Origin of the sequence: Marinomonas spartinae, assembly GCF_016461715.1 — a bacterium.
Taxonomy (GTDB): domain Bacteria; phylum Pseudomonadota; class Gammaproteobacteria; order Pseudomonadales; family Marinomonadaceae; genus Marinomonas; species Marinomonas spartinae_A.
The window spans coordinates 73444-98558 of sequence record NZ_JAEMUI010000008.1 but is presented as its reverse complement, the minus strand read 5'-3'; the positions used below and the strand labels follow the sequence as shown (position 1 = coordinate 98558).

Below are 25115 nucleotides of genomic sequence, written 5' to 3'. Positions count from 1 at the left end.
GTTTCTATTTCGGAGCCTTCTCCGACGGAGCGTCTGGATGGGAGTAAAAAGGCACCCGTTTCCACCATAGTTTAGCGGCTTGCCAATAAATGCCCGCCGCAACCTTCATCGTCATCATGGGGTAGTGAAACAACACTCGAGCCAATGATGAGCTTGTCACAGGGATGCGTTTTAACGATAAAGTCGCATCAAACACACAGCGCTGATTTTCGTTTTGTTCTTTATTTTGCATGTGGATCGCCAATTTTTTATCGGGGGTCGAGCTACGCCAATCATAGAAATGATTCATCGGATGAAATGGCGACACATGCATCTGCTTGTTAAATTGGATACGTTGCGTATTGCGACTCGGATCACAAGATAAGACATACGCGATACGTTCTCCCCAAGGCGTATTCGTCACTTCTACCAACATGGCATTTAATTGCTCATATTCATCAAAGCAGTAGTAGATAGTGATGGGGTTAATAATGAACCCGAAATAGCGGCAGTTGGTGAGCATGCGCACCGCGCCCTGTAAGCTCGTCCCTAGCGTCTCATTCACTTTCTCTAACACACAGGTTTTCAGTGGTCTTTGCGCATCACCAAAATAATCGGCACGGTTAAAACGCGCCAAATGCCAAGGTTTCGCAGACCACCAAGGGCTTAATGACAGCACACTGTCTAACTCATCCAGATCTAGGTACATCATGAACACTTGATAACGAAATTCATGATGGCGGGGAGCGAAGCGACGATGACGCACCATCCCTTGATAAATGCCACTGTGTTGAATAAGTGAGGTTACGTCCATTCAACCCCCAAGCCTTGCGCAACGCGAACCCCACTCCAACATCCGTCTTCGTGGAAACCATTGCGCCAATAGGCACCACAAAACCAAGTGCGATTGACACCGTTGATTTCTTGCCAGCGGTTTTGAGCTTTAATACCTTCTAAGGTGAAAGTGGGATGCGCGTAATGAAAGCGTCCTAAAATTTTACTGGCATCGATCAGGTCGGTTTGATTTAAACTCACAATGTAAGTGGTATCACTGGTAAAGCGCTGCAATATATTCATGTTGTAGCTTAATGTTGCAGGTTTGCCTTGCTCGTGACCTAAGTAGTAGTTCCAACTGGACCATGCCAGCTTTTTCTTAGGCAATAACGTCGTATCAGAGTGCAATATCACTTCATTATTTCGATATGGGATGGCCGATAAGATGGCCGCTTCATCTTGGCTTGGGTCCACCAATAAAGCCAAGGCCTCATCACTGTGACAAGCGAAAATCATTTGATCAAAGGTTTGCGCCTCGCCCTGTTCAAAGTGCACAACCACTCTGTCTGCAAAGCGTTCAACTTGGCGAACCCCAGCATTGAGAACAATCTTATCGTTAAAGGCCGCCACTAAGGGGGTTAGATAAGCCGAAGAGCCCCCCTTGATCACTCGCCATTGAGGGCGATGATTGACACTCAATAATCCATGATTTTTAAAAAAACGAACAAAGAATAACAGCGGGAAATCCATCATTTCCTCTAAGGTAGACGACCAAATCGCACTCCCCATGGGAATCAAATAATGGCTGGCAAACAGGTCGCCATAGCCCTTTTCCTTCAGATACTCCCCTAACGTCACACTTTCTGCTAAACGATGACTTTCCAGATCGGCAATGGCTTCCTTATTAAAACGCATGATGTCTTTTAGCATCCCCAAATAGGGCAAATTAAAAAGATTACGACGCTGAGCAAACAGAGTATTGAGGTTATTTCCGCCGTATTCCAATCCGGTTCTTTGACAACTCACGCTAAAGCTCATTTCAGTGGGAATGGACTCGACCCCTAACTCATCCATCAAACGAATAAAATTTGGATAGGTCCAGTCATTAAAGACGATAAAGCCCGTGTCGATATTCCGTGTTGTATTGCCCTCTTTCACCTGAACGGTTGCGGTATGGCCACCAATACGCTCTGCCGACTCAAATACGGTCACCTCGTGCTCTTGCTGTAGTAAGTAAGCACTGGTTAAACCCGATATCCCCGAACCAATTATGGCAATTTTCACTCATTCACTCCTCATACACTTTCCCGTCAGTGGAAATGCAATCAATCATTATTCTTTTGGGGCCGTTAACGCCGACCAAAGTTTGGGGAAGTGTCGTGCAAGCCAAAGCATGACACTTAAACGTTTAGGAAACGCATATTCGTATGGACGTCGTTCTATGGCACGTTCAATGCGAGCGGCCGCTTGCTCTGCTGGCATCAAAAACGGCATTGGAAAGGTGTTTTTTTGCGTTAAAGGGGTATCGACGAAGCCGGGTAAAATGCAAGTTACGTCGATATTTTCTTTTTTCAAATCGATACGTAACGACGATAAAAAATAGCGAATAGCCGCTTTGCTGGCACCATAGGCCTGAGTTTTAGTAAACGCCGCTTGTACCGCTTGGGAACTGACTCCCACAAGATGAGGCTTTGCTGCCTTGCGTAATAATGGCAAACAGGCTTCAACACAATGCACCAAACCCAGATAGTTCACTGACATAATCCGCTGCATCATGTCCCAGTCTGGCGAATCAATTTCAAAATATTCGCAGGTGCCTGCGTTAAGAATGGCACAATCTAGGTGATCAGTATGAGACAACAGTGTTTCACGAACAGACTCGATCTGTGTGTTATCAGACACATCAAACGGGACAAAAATTAACGCATCATTTTGTTCAATTAAGGGGGCAAGCTCGCCTTGATGGCGAGCGCTAACAATCACTCGAAAGCCATTATAGAGATAGCGCTTTGCCAAGGATAAACCAATACCGGAACTCGCCCCGGTAATCCAAACCACACCTTTGCTACTCATCCTATCCTCCTTATTCTCCGAGTTAACGTTTAGGATGGCATCGCTAAGCGTTTTTTAAGTCCTTTTACCGCACGCCCTAATAAGGGAATGTGCTCGTACAACATAGAGCCTAGGTCATAAACGTCTTCATGGTAATAAATACGGTCATTGAACTCGATCTGACTCATACCTCGTACCGTGAGCGTCTGATTCCCAAGTTTAGGATGCTTAAAGTGCATATTCCATTTTATGTAGGCCTTATTTTCACTAACTTGTTGATCTAGATACTCAAAACGACCACTTTTAACACTCAAGCATAAATCAGACATGTAGGCATACAACTTCTCGATACCACGAACCTCTTGTACCGGATCTTTAAAAATCACATCATTGGCGTACAACTCGCCGATATCCGCCAAAGGAACCTGTTTAATATCCACATAAAATGCCTTAAATCGATTCATTAACGCCTGTTGAGATTCCATTGGAGCATCCGCCCTTGTTTGTTAATCGGTCTGTACAGTTAGCCGTATCATTACGGTGTTCTCTATAAACGTAGCGGATAAAAGGCTGGATCACTTTATTTAGATGGGACAACACAGAGAAAAAGTCTCAACAATGTGATCCCTTTTTAAAAGGAGTGCGTACAATGATAATAAGAGGTTCGATGCATGGTCTGCCATCGGCATCAACCGGAATTTCAATAGAGTGGGAGTAATAAATGAACACTGTCAAGCAGATTGACTCTGATGACCACTTGGTTCAAGACATGCTCGCTATTGCGCAAAGTCGCGATCAAGACGCGCTGAATCGACTGTTCGATCATTATGTTCCCAAAATCAGGGCATTTTGTTTAGCCGCTCAACCCGGTGCCAACCTGATGGCTGATGACATAGCACAGGAAGTGATGATTCGGATTTGGCGAAAAGCACATACTTATAAGTCAGAAACGGCATCACTCAATACATGGGTTTTCACTTTGGCACGTAATGCCCGTATTGACTATTTACGTAAAAACAGCCGCCACCAATCGGATATTGACCCGGAATATCTGTGGCGCGATGTAGTCGATGAGAATGCAGACCCATTCAAAGACGCCCAACAAAAACGCGATCAAGAACGCATCCAGGTTGGACTAGCAAAATTGCCACAGGATCAACAACAGGTACTCGCTAAAGTGTATTTAGAAGGTAAAACGCACAAAGAAGCGGCGGAAGAACTTTCCCTGCCTCTAGGCACCATTAAATCTCGTGTACGCTTAGCGCTTCACAAACTGACGATTTATATTAAGAGGTAGTTATGACGATTCACTACCACCCAAGCATTGAAATGCTGACGGATTATGCCGCTGGCTCGTTGAGCCTGACACACTCTATGTCCATTGCAACGCATATCGAGCAATGCCAAGAGTGCCAACAACAAATACGCAAGCTGACCACGCTTGGTGCGCAATTATTTACTCAAACGGCCACAGAAGACGCCAATATCGTCGATCTGAAAGCGTCATTTTTTGACAAACTGCGTGAACTAGACCGTTCTGAGGGCATAAGCTCACCAGTAAAAGAGCAAGGGGCGACAGACCAAACGCCGAGCGAAGCAACACTCCCCTCATGGGAGCAAGATTATCAAGTCCCGAAAAGCCTTCGCCAGTTTGTTCCCTTTGGCTATGACAAACTCAAGTGGATGTCGTTATCTCCTTCGGTCAAAATCGCTACCTTATGCCAAGAAGAAGGTGGTGCACAGGTCGCGTTAACTCGAATCAAAGCTGGCGCTAGCATTCCAACTCATACTCACACTGGTGATGAAATCACGCTGGTATTGGAAGGAGCCTTTTCTGATAAAAGTGGCATCTATCGTCGGGGGGACTTTATTACCCGAGATGCCAGTCACAAACACAAACCCATGGTCACTAAAGATGCCGAATGCATTTGTCTCACGGTATTGGATTCTCCCATTGAGTTTACTGGCTGGCTGACACGCTTATTCAATCCGATTATGCGGCGCTATCATCCTCATTCAAACCACTGACTGAAGTAGGCAAAAACCGAAGCCATAAAATGACGACACGTTTTCCGACGTTAGACCATAGCAAGATTTCGTTTTTTAAATATGGTATACTCTTTGCTCAACTCATATAAGGATTAGCACTATGGCGACGAAAAAGAAGCAACCCGCTGCATCGGAAACCTCGGAATCCATTGAAAAGCAAATGCAAGAATTTCTTGCTCGTGGTGGACAAATTAACAAAATTGACTCTGGTGTCAGTGGTCAATCTCAACTAACGGGCCCTCGCCATATCTCCCTTGGTAACAGCAAAGCGAAAAGCCAATAAGCTTTTCGTTTTTCTTTGTTTTACCAGCGTTTTTTCAAGATTATCTTCCCATGTTGTTTCTCCCTAGAATCGGCTACTATTCGTTGCTAGGCACGACTGTCCTTTCATCTACAGTCCGTTGAAATAAACGCCTTTCTGTGTCGATAGATAAAGGAGTCTCGATAGTGAACACATCTGAATACAATTTTATGCGCCCACTATGGCGCCGTATCGCAGCAACCCTAGTAGCTCTGGGCTGGACATACATGGAATGGTCTAGCGGCAATTCATTTTGGGGCGTGATCGCGTTAGGCTTTACTGGCTACTGTCTATGGAACTATTTCTACCGTTTCAAGCCGGATACAACGCCAGAGTAGCCCTTCGTTAACGGGCTAATAGCTCTTCTTCCATCACCTTTTTAGCCTCGCGACACCCTTTGGTTCAGCCACAGGCTTCCCCTTTCTAGACTGATACCTTAAAAGAACGACTCAATACTCGTTAACGATCTGTCGATAGCGGCCTATCGATTGTTTTGTCATATTACTGTCACCTGACTAATCTATGCTCAATAGTATCCTCCAAAAATCCTGTTTGAACGGAGCAACACTGTGATAGAAGTCGAGCAATTGATTGCCAATAAATCGCCACAATTTTTTGATAAAAGCCCACTAATCACTCGTCCTACTTTGAGCTTTTTAAAACGCTTATTCCATGAAAATGAAGTGAATCAGTTTTTAGAAAAAAATAAAGACTCTGTTGGTTTCGAATTTATTGATCGCGTCTTGGATCACTTCAATTTTAGCTATCAAGTCAGCCAGGTGGATCGTCGTAATATTCCCGCTATTGGGCGCGTCATGATCATCGCCAATCACCCTCTTGGCGCCTTGGATGGTCTGGCTTTATTACGTTTGATTGGGGAAATTCGCCCTGATGTGAAAATCGTCGCCAATGATTTATTGATGAGTCTAGACGGTTTAAAAAGTTTAGTGTTACCGGTGGATAATATGGGCGGTAAAACAGGACGTCAGCAACTAAAAGCCATCATGAACAGTCTACATAATGATGAAGCTGTGATTATTTTTCCAGCAGGTGAAGTCTCTCGTATCTCCCCCAGTGGCGTAAAAGACCAGCGCTGGAATGAGAACTACTTAAAACTCGCGAAAAAGACCAACAGCCCAATTTTACCCGTGCACATTGGCGGCCGTAATTCCATGATGTTTTACACCAGCTCTATTTTGTATCGTCCCCTGTCTACGATTCAATTACCCAATGAAATGTTTCGTCAACGCAATCGTAAGATTCCAATGCAAGTGGGTCAGGCAATCCCTATTCAAGAGTTATCCAAGCTGCCACTGAGTGATAAAGAGAAGAATAAACTGGTCAAACGCCATTTGTACCGTATTGCCAAAGGCAAAAAGCCCCTATTAAAAACAGAAAAGACGGTTGAACATCCACAAAATCGCCAGTTAATCAAAACCGAATTGAAAAAAGCGGAACATTTGGGTTCAACCAAGGACAATAAACAAATCTTCTTAGTGGATTACGACCCGATGTCCGTCACCATGAAAGAAATCGGCCGCTTACGTGAAATCGCGTTTCGCAAGGTCGGAGAAGGCACCGGTGAACGTTCAGATTTGGATAAGTATGATCAATACTACCGCCACCTTGTTTTATGGGATGAGGAAGCACTCGAAATTGTTGGGGCCTATCGTATTGGCGAAGTGGCTCGCTACATGAAAGAAGACAATCAAAACCGTATTTACAGTGCCGAACTCTTCTCTTACTCCTGTGATATGGAACCCTATTTTGAACAGGGAATTGAACTGGGCAGAAGCTTTGTGCAACCTAAATACTGGGGCATGCGCAGCCTAGATTACTTATGGTATGGCATTGGGGCCTACTTAAAGCGTCATCCAGAAATTCGTTATATGTTTGGCCCAGTAAGCTTAAGCAACAGCTATCCGCAAATCGCGAAAGATTTGATTGTCAGTTTTTATAAAAAGTATTTTCCTGACACAGAATACTTGGCCCGCTCTTTTAACCCCTATCAAGTTTCCCAAGAGCACCAAGACATCATCTCAGGCCTATTAAAAGGCGAGCGTTATGAAGAAGATTTTCGCACACTAAAAGAGCAATTGGGTCATTTGGGTGCCAGCGTTCCAACTTTGTTCAAGCAATATTCGGAACTGTGTGAACCCGGTGGCGTTCGCTTCTTAGACTTTGGCGTAGATGCCGACTTCGGTTATTGCATTGATGGTTTGGTGTTAGTCGATCTTACTCTAGTCAAAGAAACCAAGCGTAACCGCTACTTAGGCGATTAAGACACAATTGCTTAACCCCTAGACATCAATGATGATGACCATGAGGGTGGTGATGTCGACCATGACCGTGTTTATCATCTTCATGATGACGTTTGACCACAAGCTTATAGGTGATTTTGACCAACAACATTAAGACCAATACAATGAGGACAACGGCTTCAGGGCTCATGATATGACTCCTCTTATACTTTTTGTTTTTTACTTTTCAATAGTAAGTGTAGTCGAAAAAACGCCCTAATTTGTTTATTTTTTAAACTACCATGCACTAAGTCATGGCAAAAGCGTTATTTGTTTATAAACTATAGGGAACCTTTGCAGGAGATCGCACGCATAGCAGCTGAGCAAAGGTCTCTTAGGGATGTGACGCATAATGGTGAGGCTCAAGGCATGATTCTCACTTCTTGATTTCTTAACTTGGCAGTAAACACTATCTGGCGCAGGTCTTGCTAGATTCTGTTCGATACCTTAGCTGTCACTTCAAAAATGGACACAGGAGCTGGAAATGATTGAGAAAACCTATTTAAAAACAAAACCAGAATGTAAAGTAAAATTTGCGCTTCCCGCAGACAAAGTAGGTGAGGCGAAGTCCGTCTCAGTAGTCGGTGACTTCAATAATTGGGATAGCAAAGCGAACCCGATGCGCAAACAAAAATCAGGCCTATTTGCCTCTACCCTGAACTTACAAGTCAATAATGCCTATCAGTTTCGCTATGTCATCGACGATGAAAAATGGCTTAACGATGACATGGCTGACGATTATGTGCCTAGCCCTGTCAGTCTAGAGAGCAATTGCGTGCTTAGCCTGTAGGCCGACAAAATAAATATTTTTTATGCCTTTCCTATTTCCGAAAATAAGAAAGGCGTAAAACACTATCTTACTGTTTAAAAAGATGTTTCTTCATCTTTTGTGGCTATTTTTGTGCCTTTTATCTTCTTCTCCCCCTCTCTTAATTGATGGTCTCTCACAAAGACGGGCTGCAATTTATAGCTAAAATGTGTACAATTGTTTTTATTAAACGCGCGTTTAATAAAAACATGACGTGCGGTTATTTGCGTAAAAAACAAAGAACTTAATATGAAAAGAGAGCGACGTGTTCAGCCACAAATACGAGAAAATACGCTTAATTTTTAAGACCTTTCTCGGCGTAGCCAACACATCCGTAGACATTCGTCTCTCCGATAAACCAAACGAAAAGAGAGGTTTACCATGGCACATCAGCAGCAATACATTCACGGCCGCTACTATGCATCCACCAGTGGAGAACACTTTGACACCCTGAACCCTTCAACGGGTGAAGTGATCGCCACCATAGAGCATGCAGGCCAAGCAGAGCTTGATGCTGCCATTGCATCAGCAAAAGAAGGCCAGAAAGTATGGGCTGCAATGAGCCCAGTTGAACGCGGCCGTATTTTGAAAAGAGCGGCAGAGCTACTACGTGAGCACAATGAAGAACTGGCTCGTTTAGAAGTGCTAGACACAGGTAAACCACTGCAAGAAGCTATTTGTGTTGATATCGAAACCGGAGCGGATGTCATCGAATATTACGCCGGACTAACCGATAAAATCCAAGGTGAATATCAAGATCTAGGAAACGGCAGCTTCTACTACACACGTAAAGAACCATTGGGCATCTGTGCAGGGATTGGCGCATGGAACTACCCTATTCAAATTGCCTGTTGGAAATCTGGCCCGGCCTTGGCGGCAGGCAATGCAATGATCTTTAAACCATCAGAAGAAACCCCATTAACCGCCCTGAAACTGGCCGAAATCTATACGAAAGCGGGTTTGCCCGATGGCGTATTCAATGTTATCCAAGGGGATGCCCGTACCGGTCAGCTGATCACCAATCACCCTGAAATCGACAAAGTGTCTTTTACAGGGGAAGTCGGCACGGGTAAAAAAGTCATGGCAGCATCGGCCCAATCTCTAAAAGACGTTACCATGGAATTGGGCGGCAAATCGCCGATGATCATCTTCCCAGACATGCCGATCGACCAAGCCGTTTCAGCTGCCATGTTAGCTAATTTTTATACACAAGGCGAAGTCTGCACCAACGGTACTCGAGTGTTTGTCCATGCTGACATCTTAGACGCCTTTACCAAAGAATTGAAAGCCCGTACTGAAGCCATGATCATTGGCAATCCAATGGATATGGAAACCCAAGTGGGTGCGTTGATCTCTAAAGATCACATGAAAAAAGTCCTTGGTTATATCGATGCGGCTAAAGAAGCCGGAGCCACCTTACTGTGCGGCGGCTACCAAGTTACCGAAAATGGCTTAGAAAACGGGGCATTTGTTGCACCAACCGTCTTCACGGATTGTACCGACGACATGCCACAAGTACGTGACGAAATTTTTGGCCCTGTGATGTCCGTGCTGAGCTTCACCGATGAAGATGAGGTCATCGCTCGTGCCAATGACACCGAATATGGCTTAGCAGCAGGCGTTTTCACCAAAGACATTGCTCGTGCCCATCGTGTTATTGCACAAATACAAGCCGGTATCTGCTGGATTAACTCATGGGGTGCCTCTCCCGCTGAAATGCCAGTTGGCGGCTACAAAAGCTCAGGGGTAGGACGTGAAAATGGTATTCAAACCCTATACCACTACACCCAAACCAAGAGTGTCTTTGTGGATTTGAACGACATTCCCAACCCATACTAACCTGGAGGAAAAATGGCAAACGAAATGTATGACTACATCATCGTCGGCGCAGGCTCCGCAGGCTGTGTACTGGCGGATCGTTTAACCGAAAGCGGCGGTAACAAGGTGTTGCTATTGGAAATGGGCGGCTCTGATAAGAGCGTTTTCATCCAAATGCCAACCGCCTTATCGTACCCAATGAACACCGAAAAATACGCTTGGCAATTTCATACTGACAAAGAGCCTGGCTTAGACAACCGTGAGATGCATTGTCCTCGCGGTAAAGTCTTAGGCGGCTCATCATCCATCAACGGCATGGTCTACGTACGAGGCCACGCCTGTGACTTTGATCAATGGGAAGAAAATGGTGCAACTGGTTGGAATTACCAAGCCTGTCTGCCCTATTTTAAAAAAGCCGAGTCCTGGTCAGGTGGGGAAGATTTGTACCGAGGTGGAAACGGTCCATTAGCGACCAACAATGGTAACAACATGACCTACAACCCGCTTTATCAGGCCTTTATTGACGCTGGTGTAGAAGCAGGTTATGGCAAAACCGATGACTATAATGGTTATCGTCAGGAAGGGTTCGGCCCCATGCACATGACCGTCAAAAACGGTGTACGTGCCTCCACCTCAAATGTGTATCTGCGTCGCGCTCTGCAACGCCCTAACCTCACGCTAAAAACGGGCGTGTTGAGCCATAAAGTGATCTTTGAAGGCAAACGAGCGGTTGGCATCGAGTTCAGTCAAAACGGCAACACCCAACAGGTTCACGCCAATAAAGAAGTCATCTTGTCAGCGGGTTCCGTTGGTTCTCCGCAATTGTTGCAGCTGTCTGGGGTGGGCCCAAAAGACGTGCTTGAAAAAGCGGGCGTACCATTGGTTCATGAGCTGCCCGGCGTCGGTGAAAACCTGCAAGATCACCTAGAGGTTTACTTCCAGTACTACTGCAAAAAACCGGTCACGCTAAACAGTAAGCTGGGCTTGATCAGTAAAGGTTTAATTGGTACACGCTGGATGCTGTTTAAAACAGGCCTTGGTGCAACCAACCACTTTGAATCCTGTGGCTTTATTCGCTCTCGCGAAGGCTTGAAATGGCCCAACATCCAATACCATTTTCTACCGGCGGCCATGCGTTACGACGGCCAAGCAGCAGTAGAAGGTCATGGCTTCCAGGTTCATGTTGGTCCTAATAAACCGGAAAGCCGTGGAAAATTGTGGATAGAGTCCGCTGACCCAACGGCCAAGCCACGTATTTTATTCAACTACATCACTACCGAGCAGGACAAACAAGATTGGCGCGATACAATCCGTCTAACCCGTGAAATTCTGCAACAATCTGCCTTGGATGAATACCGTGGCGATGAAATTCAGCCAGGCATGCATATTCAGAGCGATGCAGACATCGACCAATGGGTGAAAGAGAACGTGGAAAGCGCCTACCATCCTTCTTGTACCTGTAAAATGGGCACCGCAGATGACCCTATGGCAGTACTGGACGAAGCTTGTCGAGTGCGTGGCTTAGAAAACTTGCGAGTGGTGGATTCTTCTATTTTCCCAACCATCACCAACGGTAACCTAAACGCTCCAACGATTATGGTCGCGGAAAAAGCCGCGGATATGATTCTGGGCAAAGAGGCCTTACCCAGTTTGGATGCGCCCGTTTGGATTCATCCAGAGTTTGAAAGCAAACAGCGCTAAGTCTACTTGGATATCACCCTTCCTACTTCAACATTAACTAAGGGAAGCCTCTTCCCTTAGTTCCCATTTGCTCTCTTTATAACGTCTAGGTTCTCACTATCATCAACACCCTATAAAACGAGCCATCTCAACACAAAGAAGAAGCACTAGAACGACTTATCAGATGTTATCAACACAAAATACGCTACAGATGATGGACTGCATAACGGATTAATCAATTCTAATGTAACCGTTGCTAGGTCGTTACTTGCCATCATGAACCAGTCACAAATTATTAATAGTGAAAGCACATTATGTTCTTTATACTCAAAAGGCATAATCAATATTTTGTACACATTTCCTTTAATATTTTTTGGAGATCGTCTTCATGACATTGCAACGCAAGTTTTCGCTAGTAGTCTTTGCATCGGCCATTATCGTTGCCTTAATTGTTGGCGGTTTCGGCTATTTTCAACTTAAAAAGACCCTTACTGAAGGACTAAACACACAAGTTTCGTCTATCGCACAAGGAGAATCCCGGACGATTGCAGAATGGGTTCACGCGAAAACGTCCTCAGTCGAAGCATTAACGAATTATCTTAGAACACATGACGTAACCACCGACGCACTGTTGCAAGCTCAGAAGTCGGGTGATTTCGATTTGGCTTATATGGGAACCATTGATGGGAAAATGATTCAAAGTTGGGATGCTCCCTTGCCTGCCGGTTATGATCCTCGTAAACGCCCTTGGTATAAAGACGCATTGAGCTCTGATCAAGTTGAATACACAGACCCTTATGTGGACGCATCGACTCAAAAAATGATCATTAGTGCCGCACAAAAAGTAACCGATGGCACAAGTGTGAAGGGGGTTGTCGGTGCAGACATTAATTTGAAGAGCATTACCAAGGGCATTCTAGACATTAAAATGATGGCCAATAGCCGAGTCTTTTTAGCCACTAATAAAGGTTTGATTATCGCCCACCCCAATCCCCAGTTTGTTAACAAGCAAATGAAATCCGTTTTAGGCTATGGTGTGAATGTCGATTTGCAGTCTCAAGGAACCTTAATGGAGACACAATCAACCCAGGGAGATGTGTTAGTGACAGGTGTGGCTATCCCAAATACCAACTGGGTAATCTGCTTTCAATTAGATAAAGCGACAGCAATGGCACCTTTAACACACCTATTGATAGCCCTTGTCATTGCCATGATGATTGCCGCGCTGTTGGTGAGTTTGCTGATGAGTTTATTGAGCCGCAAACTGCTTAAAGGCGTTAGTCAGGTTAATGCCGTTCTAGCGGAAATGAACAATGGTCAGGGAGACCTTAGAACCCGTATTCCTGAAACCAGCAATGACGAAATAGGCGATTTGGCACGTCACTTCAACGGATTTATGCAAACCTTAGCGGGCATTATTTCAGAGATTAAATCTCTTTCGACCAACTTAAACTCATTGGCTCAGGACTCACATCGTCTAGCGACCCAATCCTCCCGTGATTTGAAGGTTCAATTGGATGAAGTAACATCAGTTGCCACCGCCGTTAGCCAAATGTCGACGGCAACAAACGATATTGCCAGCAACGCAGAAAATACCGCAAATGTGTCGAAAGAAGCTTTCCAAAATAGCCAAGCGGGTAACGATCAGGTTCTTAAAAGCAAGCAGTCGATCAGTCGCCTTGCTGAGCAGGTCAATGAAGCGTCTGGCATTATTGGTAATTTAGACGATCAAGTGCAGAGTATTAGTGGTATTTTGGTAACCATTCAAAATATTGCGGAGCAAACCAACTTACTTGCACTAAACGCTGCCATTGAGGCGGCGCGCGCAGGTGATCAAGGTCGAGGGTTTGCCGTGGTCGCGGACGAAGTTCGCGTTTTGTCCCAAAGAACCCACAACTCGACAGAAGAAATCAAAGAAATGATTGATGGATTGAATAGCACAACGCGCAAAGCCGTTGACATTATGCTGTCTGGTCAATCGATTGCTAATGATTCTGTGCAAGAAGCGGTATCTGCCGCCGAAAGTTTGGTAGCGATCCAAGAGTCCGTGCAACGCATTAGTGACATGTCGTTGCAAATTGCCAGTGCTGCGGAAGAGCAGAACATCGTGACAACGGATATCTCGAACAACAGCCACTCGATTAAAGAAATAGCTAATAATTTGGCCGTTGAGTCACAAGAAAGCGCGAAAGGTGCTGAATCGTTAGCAAAATTAGCGAATAGATTAGAAGAGCAAATCGCTCGATTTACCATCTAGCGGGATTTACATCTAATGGTATTCATCTCCCTTTTTCTTTGTATTCATTCAAGGAAAAAGGGAGATCGATTTTCTACACTGAGACTTATCTAGAGAAATGCTTATTCCATTACAACAGTCGACCAGAGCAACGTCCAGCCATCAAGACTTCAATTTAAAACGCATCACCAAATCATTCAGCTCCGTCGATAACTGAGCAATTTGCTCACTGGACTTAGATATTTCAAGAACCGCTTGTTCATTCTGTGACGAGGCTTCATTGACGACTTCAAGATTTTGGCTGATGTCATTCGCCACCTGACTTTGCTGTTGGGAACTACTAGCTACTTGAATCGTCATTTCATCCACTTGGTCCACAAAGGATTCGGCCTGCTGCAATGTCTCTACGGTTTGCGTTGCTTGCCTCGAAACCACCTCCGCTTGCTTAACATTATTATTAAGTACCGTTTGAGATTCACGGGCTCCTTGCTGTAAAGCGGCAATAATAGTAGCGATATGTTCGGTTTGTTCTTGGGTATTTTGAGCCAACGTACGCACTTCATCTGCCACAACGGCAAAACCTCGACCAGACTCCCCCGCTCTGGCAGCTTCAATCGCCGCATTAAGCGCCAGTAAATTGGTTTGATCTGAAATACCTTGAATACTGGTGATCACGGCAGAAATATCATCCGTACGAAGATTTAAGTCATCCATACTTTTTTGTGACACGCGCAACCCTGCCGCCACATCACTCATTTGTTTTGATGCTTGTCGCACAGCATCCACACTCTCGTTAACATACTGCTTCGCTTGGCGAGTGTTTTGTGCCGCCTCTTGGATTGTCTTATCAACTTGAGTAACGGAAACAGACATTTCACTCATTGCTGTTGCCACTTGTGCCATATTCGAGTGTTGGTTTTGGATATTTGCACTCGCTTGCTCAGAAATGGCGGCCAGTTCTTGCGAGGTGGCCGCTTGAGAGTCTACCCCATTACGAATTCCCAATACCAACTGATGAAGGTTATGGGACATACTACGCATGGCACCATACACACTCTGTGCTTTCACCTTTTCTTGAAACTCTAGAGTTAAATCCCCATTCGCGATGCGTTCAGCAATCCTTTGCATCTCTTTGGGTTCTGCCCCCAGCGGATCTAACACCATTCGTACTACTCTAATGGCAATCAATACCACCACAATAATGAGCGCCCCAATCACCAGAAATACGACTTTCATCAGCTTATTCACATTCGCTAATGCTTCGGATTTGTCCATTTCCGCTATCAACACCCATTTCAGTCCGTCTATAGTCAAAGGCGTAAAAGCAGATAACACCAAGCCACCGGTATAGTCTTTCATCATGGCTATCGCTGTTTCACCCTGTAAGCCACGCTTTACAGCATCCGTCTCCACCAAGCCTTTGTCACCATTTTTAAATGACGCCTCAATGGAGTGATTAACAGGGTCTAAAAAAGAATCAGAGCGCATGCGCCCGTCACTGCCCACTAAATAGGTTTCCCCTGTTTTCCCCAGTCCAGATCGTTGTTTCATTAAGGCATTTAGCTGACTAATCGGAAACTGAGCCGCCAACACGCCCAAACGTTGACCATTGTCGCCAATAATAGGCGTCGCAATAAATCCTGCGGGGGCATCATAGGAAGGCAGATACAAGGTGAAATCACTAAACACTCGTGCCCCTTGCGGCGCATTTAGAGCGGCCTTAAACGCAGCCGCCAAGCCGCTTTTTTTATAAGGACCTTTGGTTAACGAGGTTGCAAAATCCACTTCCTTATAAACTGTATAAACAATATCCCCTTGTGGATTGATCAAAAATAAATCATAAAAACCGAACAGCTTTTGTATATAGGAGTAATAAGGTTGTATTTGCGCATGCAACTTATCATAAGGTAAATTCGTATCCGGCATGGTCATATTATCTTTTTTACCCACTCCATTTGGATTGTTCACGATATAGCTGTATTGCATTAACACGCTGTTATCAGACAATTGCCCCACAATAGATGACATCGTTGGTATGCTTTTTTTATTGGGAGCATTTTTCTCGAGGGGCGGCAGAAGGTTCTGTTGATAGAAGGTTAAAAGCGCCTGGCGAGCCTCACTAATCGTCGGTAAATGTCCTGCAGCAGAGGCTTGATAAGACTCAAACGCCTGATTCAGACTCACCATGTATTGTTGGGTTGCAGGAGTACGAGCCAAAGCAGACACTTCATTTTCTAAGCCATTCAGATAGTCCTGAACCGCTTCTTTTTTCGTATCCCTTACAGTAGATAGTTGGTTATAGGCCATATTAAGCATGGAGGAAGACGAAATATAAAACGCAATGCCAGTCACGATTAACGCAGGAATCAGTCCAACTAACATCAAAATAATCAGAACTTGTTTCTTAAATGTCATATTTGACATCCCTATTATTATAAACTGAAATAACTTTTACCGACCTAATCAGACAAGAACAATTCATAACGCATTATGCTTTAAACTTAGACCATTTTTTCGTTTTGTAACGCTAAAATGTCGACTTGAAAAGCCTTTGCTACGATTATTAACCAAGCGACACATATTGTTGCATGGTCGGCTTTGACCCACCGCTTAGTCATCACCTACACTGCTAGTATTTGCATGAAAGTGATTTAGCATGAGAAATCCCTTAATAGGCCCAATACTCAGTATATTGCGAGATCATCCTCAAGGGGTTGGCGAGTTTTATATTCTGAAGAACCTTAGAGAGCAGGTGCCGGAATTACATCACTTAGCTGACGACCCCAATCTACAATTGTTTCGTCAACATTTTTTGATCATGAATGCTTTGTATCAGTTACAAAGCAACCTATGGCAAGAAGAGTCCCTGACACTCTCGATCAACGCCATGCACATTCGCCTGATACCGAATCAGGATATGGCCACTTCCTCAAGCCAAGACGTGAGTGATAGTGTCGATGCCAAACTTGCTGCTTATTACCTTGATTGGAGTGAGTACGAAAAAACCAGTGAAGACGATGTTATACGACTATTGGATAGTTTTTATAAAGGCATCAATAATTTAGACAACAAAACGGCGGCGTTAGAAATACTGCATATTGACTCTAAAAATCCAACAAAAGAAGAAATTAAAAAACAATATCGCAAGCTCGCCCATCAAGCCCACCCTGACCGAGGCGGTGATACGGAACAGTTTATTTCGTTAAGGCAGGCCTATGAGTGTCTTATGTACTGACAAAGTAGCGTTAACTCTCTCTAGCATTCAAAGTGTGTGCGAGAAAAGTGTAAACCCTATTGTTTAGATGACTAACAAGCATCAAGATGAACCCTTACTGGTAGCGATCATAAGGAAGCTACGTTTTACTCAAAAATCATAAGATATTGGTTATGCTGTCAATTTTTCCATCCTATTTTTCGTTTTACTCACACGTTTTAAGAACGGCCTGCAAAACACTCGGCGTATTTTCCGTCATCACTCTGGTGGGTTGTAGTCAATTTGAAATCGATCAATCCAATGCCTTTGATAATAATGGCCGCGATAAAAATGGTTTAAAACGCGATACGCTCTATTTAAAAGAAAGCTTACCACCTGGCTTACCTTATCCCGACGCTATTTTTGAAACGGGGCTCAAACAACAAGAAACCTACTTAGCTAGGCTGCCAGAGAAGACCACCTATCACTTAGATAACACCACGGTGAGTGTGGATCAGCTAAAGACCGTCACCCAAGAAATCCAACACTGGCTCACCAACCCGAAATACTTTCCCAAATTAGAAGCCTTACAACTGGCAGGGCAGGATCAGCGAGGCAATGTTCAGATAACAGGCTATTATGTGCCCATTATTGAGGTACGCCGCCATCCAGACAGTCTGTACCGTTATCCCTTATATCGTAAACCACCCAAGACCGATGCCAATGGCCAATTACCCACTCGCGAGCAAATTGATTTTGAAGGGGCTTTAAAAGGTCAAGGTCTAGAAATTGCCTACAGCAAAAGTTTAGTGGATAACTTTTTCCTTCAAGTTCAAGGCTCTGGTGTAGTGGAATTTAAAAATGGCAAACGAGAACTGCTCTCTTGGGGTGGCGTCAACGGACGCGCCTATCGAAGCCTTGGCAAGGAGTTAATCGAGCGTGGAGAAATTGATAAAGCCAAAATCTCCGCACAAAGCATTCGCCAGTGGCTAAAAGCTCACCCAGATCAGGTCCGCGAACTGCTCTCTACTAATGAAAGCTACTTGTTTTTTTCTGAAGGACAACCTGATCCAATTGGTGCCGCCAATGTTCCGTTAACACCACTTTATTCTGTTGCCGTTGACCCTGCTGTGATTCCACTGGGTTCGATTCTATTGGGAGAGCTGCCTAAATTGGATCAGCAGGGCAACCTTATCGGCCACGAGTATCATTTACTGTTAGCGCAAGACAAAGGTGGAGCCATCAAGGGCCCAGGTCATATCGACTGGTATCAAGGCATCGGCAAAGAAGCCCAAATTCACGCAGGGCAACTCAAGCACTTTGGCAAAATATGGCTGTTACTGCCAAGAGAGAAAGAAATAATCGAAAAAGCAGCGACAGAATCGCCTATCGCCCCACCTGATACACCCGCGACAAACACACCAGTGACAAGCCAGGTCACCACCAATAGCAATACGCCGCACAATACAGCCAATCAAGCTACGCCAGTAGTGAAAAAATAGTGTGCAAAAGGGGCGATATCATAGGCCCCTTATTCCTCACATCCGTTCATCCCTTATTTGCGGAAAAAGGTTTGCCGCAATGGTTGAAGGGCAGCCCCTAATGTTGCGGAATCGCCTTTTAATTCACTGACGATCATCTGGGGCCAAACAGAAATATCTTGTGATGAGGTCATCCCACGCCGCTCCAAAGAATCCAATAACATATGGGCAAGCGACTTGGGAATTTCTCCACCCAATACAATTGCATCTGGGTCAATCACACCACGTAACGCATTGATAGCACGTAAAAAATACGGCGTGGTTTGCTCGACCCACTCAGCAACGCCAGGCCATGTGGGGTCAAACAGCGTCTTCAATTTCGCCACAGACGGCACATCAATACCCTGCCGAGCCAGCGCTTTTATCAACATAGACAATGCTGGGCGCTGCGGGGCCTCTTCCGTCGTAAAAATACGGCCAATCTCCCCAGCATTACCATAGGCACCAAAGAACGGCTCTCCATCAATCACAATACCGCCACCAAAACCAAAGTTAAACGATAAATAGCCAAAGGTCTGATAGGTCAACCCCGCACCGTGAAATGCCTCTCCAATCGCACCAGTCGTCGCATTATTGATCAAAATAACGGGCCACCCCAATAGTGCTTCCAGCTCCGTTTGAAGGTCGACCCCAGACCAATCAAATAGTGGATCAGGTGGACGAATGTGCCCTTTTTCTTTGATAAAATACCCCGTCATGGCAAAACCAACCCCAACAATACGACTCTCAATAGAAGGGTTCTGTTGACACCACCGCTCAAGCAAGGTTTTTAACCATGCTTGTGTCTCAAGACGCTTAACTGGAGCAAAAGGAATGTTTTCCTCCAACAGGGTTTCGCCACAGAAATTCACCAAACTCACCGACATATCATCAGTGTTGAGCGACACACCGATACTAAAAAATGCCTCAGGGTTAAGGCTCACGTGTGGACTTGGCTGGCCCCGTCCCTGAATAATAGGTTCACCAAGCTGTAAAAATTCAAGCTTAACTAAATGATCAATGATGCGGTGAACCGACTGCTGCGTGAGGTTGGTTTGTCCTGCGATGGCGGAGCGTGCAAGGCCTTTCGAGCGACGCACTATGTCTAAAATCATGCGTTCGTTGGCTGATACTGTCTGCTCTTTTTCTATTTCATTCATCTAATAGCGTTTTTCCCTTAGTCATTGTCCTTTTCATAATTTACCGACTTAGTATCGAGAAAACAAATATTAAACTTAGTTTGTAATAATATTGTTATATTAGTACTCTATAAGTGTATTAATAAGGCTTGGTTGAAAATCAACCTGAGCTAAACCAACAAGAAACAATACGAGAATGTCATGACTAGCGTACTAATTGACTCAGTGAACGTCAGGTTTGGTGACTTTGAGGCCCTTCGCAACATTTCTTTAAACATTGATAGCGGTACATTTGTCACCTTGCTTGGACCATCGGGCTGTGGCAAAACCACCTTGCTCAAAACCATTGCAGGCTTTACCCCGTTGTCTTCAGGAAAAATGCTCATCGGGGGCAAAGAAACCCATAACCTGCCACCGGAGAAAAGAGACACAGCCATGTGTTTTCAATCTTACGCCCTCTTTCCCCACCTCTCTGTCGCCAATAACCTACTCTTTGGACCCAAACAGAAAAAACTCTCAAAGCAAGACCAAGCCACACGACTACAAGACATTGCCTCACAGGTCTCGCTCACCTCACAACTGGATAAGTTCCCTCCGGAATTGTCTGGAGGTCAGCAGCAGCGGGTTGCCTTAGGGCGGGCGCTCGCCATTCAGCCTGGCATCATGCTATTCGACGAACCGTTATCAAACCTTGATGCAAAATTACGAGATTCGGTGCGTTTTGAGATCCGCCAATTACAAAAACAACAAGGTTTTACTGCGATCTATGTCACCCATGACCAAGCCGAAGCGTTGGCCATGTCGGACATTGTTGTCGTCATGAACAAGGGAGCCATAGAGCAAATAGGCTCACCAAACGACATTTATCATCGTCCGATTAATCGCTTTGTGGCCGACTTTGTTGGTGCCGCGAACATTCTCCCAGCCCAAGTACTAGAACAACATGGCAACCTTTACCGGGTACAAACAGCACTTGGCCAGTTACAGGTTCAATCGGATCAAGCCCCTATTGCCAAACAAACGTATATCTTCTGGCGACCAGAGGATATGTGCTTTGACGGTGCAAACGCCAGTCCTAATGGGCAAGACAATATCTTTGAGTCACGCATTATTGCCAAAACGTTTCTCGGCAATATTACCGAGTGCCTTCTTGACCCGCTTCCCCACTCTCACGATGATGCCAACACCACCCTAGCCTGTGATAAAAAACCCAGTATTAGAATTCAAAACCTGGGTTTTCAACGTGCCGAGGAAGGTGAGCAAGTTCTTATCAGAGTTCCTTCGTCGAACATTCGATTTCTGGCGGAGGCATTTTAAACATGAATAAGCAAACCTTACTGGCTTATTGTCTGCTACTGCCAGGGCTTGGGCTCATCATCGTTTTTATCTTTGTCATTATTTCGATGGCTCTGGCCCAATCTGTTGGTTATTTTAATTTTTCTGGTAGCAGTACCTTTACCTGGCAGTTCTGGCAGCAAATATTGGCAGATCATCAACTCTCACGGGCTTTTTTCTATTCCTTAAAAATCGCCACCATCAGCGCCATCCTATCCGTCAGTTTTGCTTATCCATTGGCCCTATGGCTTCGCGATCCTTTTCGGGGATCGCAATTCGTCAGCAGCTTACTCAAAGCCCCGTTACTGGTACATGGCCTTGTAGCAGCCTTTCTGTACGTGAACTTCATTTCTTTCAATGGCTTCTTAAATCAAATATTCGTACACCTAGGCTTGGTCTCCCGCCCTATACGGATGCAAAACGATTCCTATGGTATAGGGGTCATTATTCTACAAGTCTGGAAACAAATGCCCTTTGCTCTATTACTATTAACCGGGGCAGTGCAATCCATCGGCCATGACATAACCGATGCGGCAAAAGATCTAGGGGCTGGCGCTTGGACTCGTTTTGTCAAAATCATTTTACCGCTCACTCTGAAAGCGTTACAGGCGGCCCTCATTATCATTTTTATCGGGGCAGCAGGCGATTACTCCTTTCAGATTGTCGCAGGCCCTATCGACGTCAGTTCACTTGCCCAGCTCATGTTGAGAATACAAGCTAACGATGCAAACGGCTGGAACCTCTCTGCCACGGTCGCCATTCTCCTTATGCTAACGGCATTAATTGGCTCAGCCTTACTGGCTCTCATCACCCAACAAGTCATCAAATGGGGAGCGAAACGATGAATAAGCCTTGTACGAACCGCCTCATCACCCTCTTAGTGATAGGCTTTTGTTGCATCAGCCTCGTGCTTCCTTTTTCTCTAGCCATGCTCTGGTCCTTGGTAGACCCAGGCCATCCTTGGTCTTATCCACATATTTTACCGCCCGTTTTATCCTTGCAGCGTTGGGTAGACATTTGGACCACAACGTCATTGCCTCAAGCCTTGTTACACAGTTACCTACTAGCGCCTTGTGTCGCTTTATGCTCGGTATTACTGGCGCTACCCACCGCTTATGCTTTTGGACGTTTAGAATTTCCCGGCAAACAGGCTGCTCAATTAATCTCCCTGTTACCACTGATTGTGCCCAGTTTTGTTGTGGCACTATTCTTCTCTTCTCTGTTAAACGTCTTAGGTATTTACTCTCGCTTTCTGGGCATATTAATAGGTCAAACCGTCTTATTTATTCCCTATGCGATTCGTATCCTCAGCGTGTCGTTTTCATTGATTCGTCAGGAGATTATTGATGCCACCAGAGATCTAGGGGGTGGCCCTATCACGGTTTTCAAAACCGCCTATTTACCTGTTCTCAAACCCGGTTTATTAGCCAGCATCATCATGATTTTTATTCTCAGCATTGAAGAGTTTGCCATTGCGTTTGTGGTGGGATCACCCGATTTTGTCACCGTACCGACCATTTTGTATTCCTACCTGGGTTATAACTTTATTCGCTCAAACGCTGCGGTCGTCTCACTAATCCTCGTGGTACCCAATATCTTTTTGATGTTGTTAATGGAGCGTTTCCTAAAAGCAAGAAACACAGCGGTCATCACTGGCAAGGGATGATGTTGTATCCGTTACTTTATTCACTCACTCAAGAGGGCTTTATTATGAAATCGTTACTTTTGTCTTTGACTGTCGCGACATTAACCTTTGCTACCACAGCACAGGCCAGCGATGATTTATCTAACATGACGTGGCCACAGGTTGTTGCCCAAGCCAAAAAAGAAGGAACCGTCGTTTGGTATAACTGGTTTTATCAAGACCGTTTTCGAGGGGAAGTAAAAAGCTTTGAAAACCACTACGGCATCAAGGTTATCATTCCTGACGGCAGTCACGATGCCAATATGAACAAGTTTCTCGCCCAATCATCCCGTCCAACAGGCGACATAGACGTGCTCTCTCTAGGAGGCAGTGATCTTGCCAAGTTCAAGCCAGAGAAAATGCTCATTGGCCCCTTATCTAACCTACTGCCACAAAACAATACACTAAAATATAAAATGGAAGGTGTTGACTCAAAAGGTTATGCTGTCGCCTATTGGGGAAACCAAACCGGCATCGCCTATAACCCAAGCCTAATAAGCCAAAAAGACCTGCCTCAAACCCTGTCTGATTTTTCTGCTTATTTTGCCAAACATCCTGGCATGTTTGGCTTCAACTATGAAAAAGGCGGTTCAGGCCCCGCTTTTTTCCAATCTATTGTCCGCAATGTGGTGCCTGATATTGATTATCAAACGGCACAACCCACAGCCAATACCATGGCAAAACTGACACCTGCTTGGAAATGGTTTAACCAGCGCAGAGGTCAATACATTATCACCGCCTCTAACTCAGACAGTATGACACGTTTAAATGGCGGCGAGTTCGCCATGGTAGCAAGCTGGGAAGACCTCACCGCCTCTTTACAAAAAGAGGGAGATATTTCCAAAGCCATAAAATTCTACATCCCTAAAATGACCATGCCAGGAGGCGGTAATGTTGTGATGATTCCAAAGAATGCGCCACACCCAGCGGCCGCCTTGCTATTTATTCACTGGTTAACCAGCGCGAAAACACAAGTAACCTTCAATAAAGACTTCGGCTCTGTACCACAAAACACCGAGTCCAACAGCCACTATGCCTTAGTCAATAAGGCAGAACGTAAAAACAGCAGCCTCTGGCCTGATAAGCCATTATCGGATGCCATAAATAAAGCGTTTATCAATCACGTTATTTTCCATTAGAGACCTTTGAACGATGTCACGAGCGACGCCAAGACGCGGCAAAAACAGACGAGAAAGCGGAGTTTATAGCGATAAATGAGCATTTTGAGTCTGTGTTTAACAAAGTATTGGCAAGCGCAGTAGTCGTGCAAAAGTCTCATTAATTTATTTTTATGTTGCTCATGATCGTTCATGAGCGACATTTATTACTCTTAATAGGAACCATTATGACAACCCATTCTGAGCTGTTTGCTATTTCACGTACCAACCCAAAAATCATGACCATCGCCCATCGAGGCGCTTGGAAAAACGCCCCTGAAAACTCATTGCTGGCCGTAGAGCATGCCATCATGGCAGGTGCTGATATGGTCGAGATTGACACGCAAAAGTGTTTAACAGGTGAATTTGTGGTCATTCATGATGACACCTTGGACAGGACCACAAATGGTAAAGGGCTCGTGTCTGAAACCACACTTGAGCAGTTACAAACACTGCACCTTCGCCAAGGCGCTGGCGGTGAAGGCAGTGAAGTAACGACTCAGCCCCTGCCACTATTGTCTGACTTACTGGCCTATGCAAAAGGCAAAATTCTGGTCAACATTGATGCCAAGCACCCAGAAGACTTACCGGATATTATTACCGAAGTTGAACGTCTTAATATGCAAGACATCGCCGTCGTTAAATCAACGTATAATCCCGAGGAGGCCGAATGGACAACACTGACGGATACCGTCAAACACATGCCCATGATGCATGCCCGACGGGGACATTTCCTCGATGATTTACAAACACTCGCCCCAAAACGCCCTATTATGATTGAATTGTCTTTTGATGATTTGCATGAGTTACAACAGGCTAAGCCCTTACTGGAAAGCATGGACTGTCGTATTTGGATCAATACCTTAGACCCCGTCCATCCTCTCGATATGATGGATTCAAACGCGCTCATTAATCCTGAAAAAGTATGGGGAACGCTTATTAATGCAGGCGTGGGCGCCATTCAAACCGATCTCCCAGAGTATCTGGCACAATGGCTCAAACAACGTGATGCTTTCACAGAGTAAAGAGTCAATCAGACAAGACCATCTGCGATAGATGGCTTGTCTGCCCGCTTTTGTACCTGCTAGCC

The 25115-nt window shown here is 45.0% G+C and carries 23 protein-coding genes; 16 read left to right on the top strand and 7 right to left on the bottom strand.

Features of this window, described 5'->3' with window-relative positions:
- Nucleotides 1–4: 4 nt before the first annotated feature.
- From JHD45_RS09650 to JHD45_RS09635, 4 genes are read right to left on the bottom strand one after another with little or no spacing between them, the layout of a single operon-like run.
- Complete coding sequence (locus tag JHD45_RS09650; RefSeq protein WP_199476306.1) at nt 5–793, bottom strand: DUF1365 domain-containing protein; 789 nt, start codon at nt 791–793, stop codon at nt 5–7.
- On the bottom strand, nt 784–2037 hold the full coding sequence (locus JHD45_RS09645) for an NAD(P)/FAD-dependent oxidoreductase (RefSeq protein WP_199476305.1): 1254 nt from the start codon (nt 2035–2037) through the stop codon (nt 784–786). The genes JHD45_RS09650 and JHD45_RS09645 overlap by 10 nt, the downstream gene beginning before the upstream one ends.
- Before the next feature lie 48 nt (nt 2038–2085).
- Nucleotides 2086–2826, bottom strand: coding sequence for an SDR family NAD(P)-dependent oxidoreductase (locus JHD45_RS09640; RefSeq protein ID WP_199476304.1), 741 nt, complete (start codon nt 2824–2826; stop codon nt 2086–2088).
- Nucleotides 2827–2855: 29 nt separating this feature from the next.
- Complete coding sequence (locus JHD45_RS09635; RefSeq protein ID WP_199476303.1) at nt 2856–3290, bottom strand: nuclear transport factor 2 family protein; 435 nt, start codon at nt 3288–3290, stop codon at nt 2856–2858.
- Nucleotides 3291–3526: 236 nt separating this feature from the next.
- Here JHD45_RS09635 and JHD45_RS09630 point away from each other — a divergent pair, with 236 nt between their 5' ends.
- The 5 genes from JHD45_RS09630 (at nt 3527) to JHD45_RS09610 (ending at nt 7437) form a co-directional block, all read left to right on the top strand.
- Nucleotides 3527–4102: a sigma-70 family RNA polymerase sigma factor gene (locus JHD45_RS09630; RefSeq protein WP_199476302.1), complete on the top strand. Its 576-nt coding sequence runs from the start codon at nt 3527–3529 to the stop codon at nt 4100–4102.
- Between the two features lie 2 nt (nt 4103–4104).
- Entirely contained in the window at nt 4105–4833 is a 729-nt protein-coding gene (locus tag JHD45_RS09625; protein ID WP_199476301.1) for a ChrR family anti-sigma-E factor, read from the top strand.
- 121 nt (nt 4834–4954) lie between these two features.
- Entirely contained in the window at nt 4955–5137 is a 183-nt protein-coding gene (locus JHD45_RS09620; protein ID WP_067018828.1) for a hypothetical protein, read from the top strand.
- 164 nt (nt 5138–5301) lie between these two features.
- Complete coding sequence (locus tag JHD45_RS09615; RefSeq protein ID WP_199476300.1) at nt 5302–5493, top strand: hypothetical protein; 192 nt, start codon at nt 5302–5304, stop codon at nt 5491–5493.
- 231 nt (nt 5494–5724) lie between these two features.
- Nucleotides 5725–7437, top strand: coding sequence for a GNAT family N-acyltransferase (locus JHD45_RS09610; protein ID WP_199476299.1), 1713 nt, complete (start codon nt 5725–5727; stop codon nt 7435–7437).
- Between the two features lie 25 nt (nt 7438–7462).
- Here the strand turns inward: JHD45_RS09610 and JHD45_RS09605 are convergent, their stop codons facing one another.
- Nucleotides 7463–7606 (bottom strand): hypothetical protein, encoded by a 144-nt coding sequence (locus JHD45_RS09605; protein ID WP_199476298.1) that lies wholly within the window; start codon nt 7604–7606, stop codon nt 7463–7465.
- 333 nt (nt 7607–7939) lie between these two features.
- Between JHD45_RS09605 and JHD45_RS09600 the strand changes: the two genes are divergently transcribed.
- From JHD45_RS09600 to JHD45_RS09585, 4 genes are all read left to right on the top strand, one after another.
- The gene (locus tag JHD45_RS09600; RefSeq protein ID WP_199476297.1) at nt 7940–8245 is read left to right on the top strand and encodes an isoamylase early set domain-containing protein; all 306 of its coding nucleotides are present in this window, start codon (nt 7940–7942) and stop codon (nt 8243–8245) included.
- A 399-nt stretch (nt 8246–8644) separates the two neighbouring features.
- Entirely contained in the window at nt 8645–10102 is a 1458-nt protein-coding gene (gene betB, locus JHD45_RS09595; protein WP_199476296.1) for a betaine-aldehyde dehydrogenase, read from the top strand.
- 12 nt (nt 10103–10114) lie between these two features.
- Entirely contained in the window at nt 10115–11782 is a 1668-nt protein-coding gene (gene betA / locus JHD45_RS09590) for a choline dehydrogenase (RefSeq protein ID WP_199476295.1), read from the top strand.
- Nucleotides 11783–12149: 367 nt separating this feature from the next.
- Nucleotides 12150–14018: a methyl-accepting chemotaxis protein gene (locus JHD45_RS09585; RefSeq protein ID WP_199476294.1), complete on the top strand. Its 1869-nt coding sequence runs from the start codon at nt 12150–12152 to the stop codon at nt 14016–14018.
- 141 nt (nt 14019–14159) lie between these two features.
- Here JHD45_RS09585 and JHD45_RS09580 read toward each other — a convergent pair whose 3' ends face one another.
- Complete coding sequence (locus JHD45_RS09580; protein WP_199476293.1) at nt 14160–16412, bottom strand: methyl-accepting chemotaxis protein; 2253 nt, start codon at nt 16410–16412, stop codon at nt 14160–14162.
- A 241-nt stretch (nt 16413–16653) separates the two neighbouring features.
- Here JHD45_RS09580 and JHD45_RS09575 point away from each other — a divergent pair, with 241 nt between their 5' ends.
- Complete coding sequence (locus JHD45_RS09575; protein ID WP_199476292.1) at nt 16654–17232, top strand: DNA-J related domain-containing protein; 579 nt, start codon at nt 16654–16656, stop codon at nt 17230–17232.
- Between the two features lie 152 nt (nt 17233–17384).
- Complete coding sequence (mltA, locus tag JHD45_RS09570) at nt 17385–18692, top strand: murein transglycosylase A (protein WP_199476291.1); 1308 nt, start codon at nt 17385–17387, stop codon at nt 18690–18692.
- 53 nt (nt 18693–18745) lie between these two features.
- Here mltA and JHD45_RS09565 read toward each other — a convergent pair whose 3' ends face one another.
- Nucleotides 18746–19870, bottom strand: coding sequence for an ROK family transcriptional regulator (locus JHD45_RS09565; RefSeq protein WP_199476290.1), 1125 nt, complete (start codon nt 19868–19870; stop codon nt 18746–18748).
- A gap of 180 nt (nt 19871–20050) precedes the next feature.
- On the opposite strand from JHD45_RS09565, the gene JHD45_RS09560 reads away from it, so the two are divergent.
- The 5 genes from JHD45_RS09560 to JHD45_RS09540 all read left to right on the top strand — a co-directional run bounded on the left by JHD45_RS09560 (nt 20051) and on the right by JHD45_RS09540 (nt 25050).
- Nucleotides 20051–21166 (top strand): ABC transporter ATP-binding protein, encoded by a 1116-nt coding sequence (locus JHD45_RS09560; protein ID WP_199476289.1) that lies wholly within the window; start codon nt 20051–20053, stop codon nt 21164–21166.
- 2 nt (nt 21167–21168) lie between these two features.
- Nucleotides 21169–22029: an ABC transporter permease gene (locus JHD45_RS09555; RefSeq protein WP_199476288.1), complete on the top strand. Its 861-nt coding sequence runs from the start codon at nt 21169–21171 to the stop codon at nt 22027–22029.
- Nucleotides 22026–22850 carry an ABC transporter permease gene (locus JHD45_RS09550; protein WP_199476287.1) on the top strand — a complete coding sequence of 275 codons (825 nt, stop codon included), beginning with the start codon at nt 22026–22028 and terminating at the stop codon, nt 22848–22850. The genes JHD45_RS09555 and JHD45_RS09550 overlap by 4 nt, the downstream gene beginning before the upstream one ends.
- Nucleotides 22851–22894: 44 nt before the next feature.
- A complete protein-coding gene (locus JHD45_RS09545) occupies nt 22895–24007 on the top strand; it encodes an extracellular solute-binding protein (protein WP_199476286.1) in 1113 nt (370 codons plus the stop codon).
- A gap of 206 nt (nt 24008–24213) precedes the next feature.
- Nucleotides 24214–25050 (top strand): glycerophosphodiester phosphodiesterase family protein, encoded by an 837-nt coding sequence (locus JHD45_RS09540; protein ID WP_199476285.1) that lies wholly within the window; start codon nt 24214–24216, stop codon nt 25048–25050.
- Nucleotides 25051–25115 lie beyond the last annotated feature (65 nt).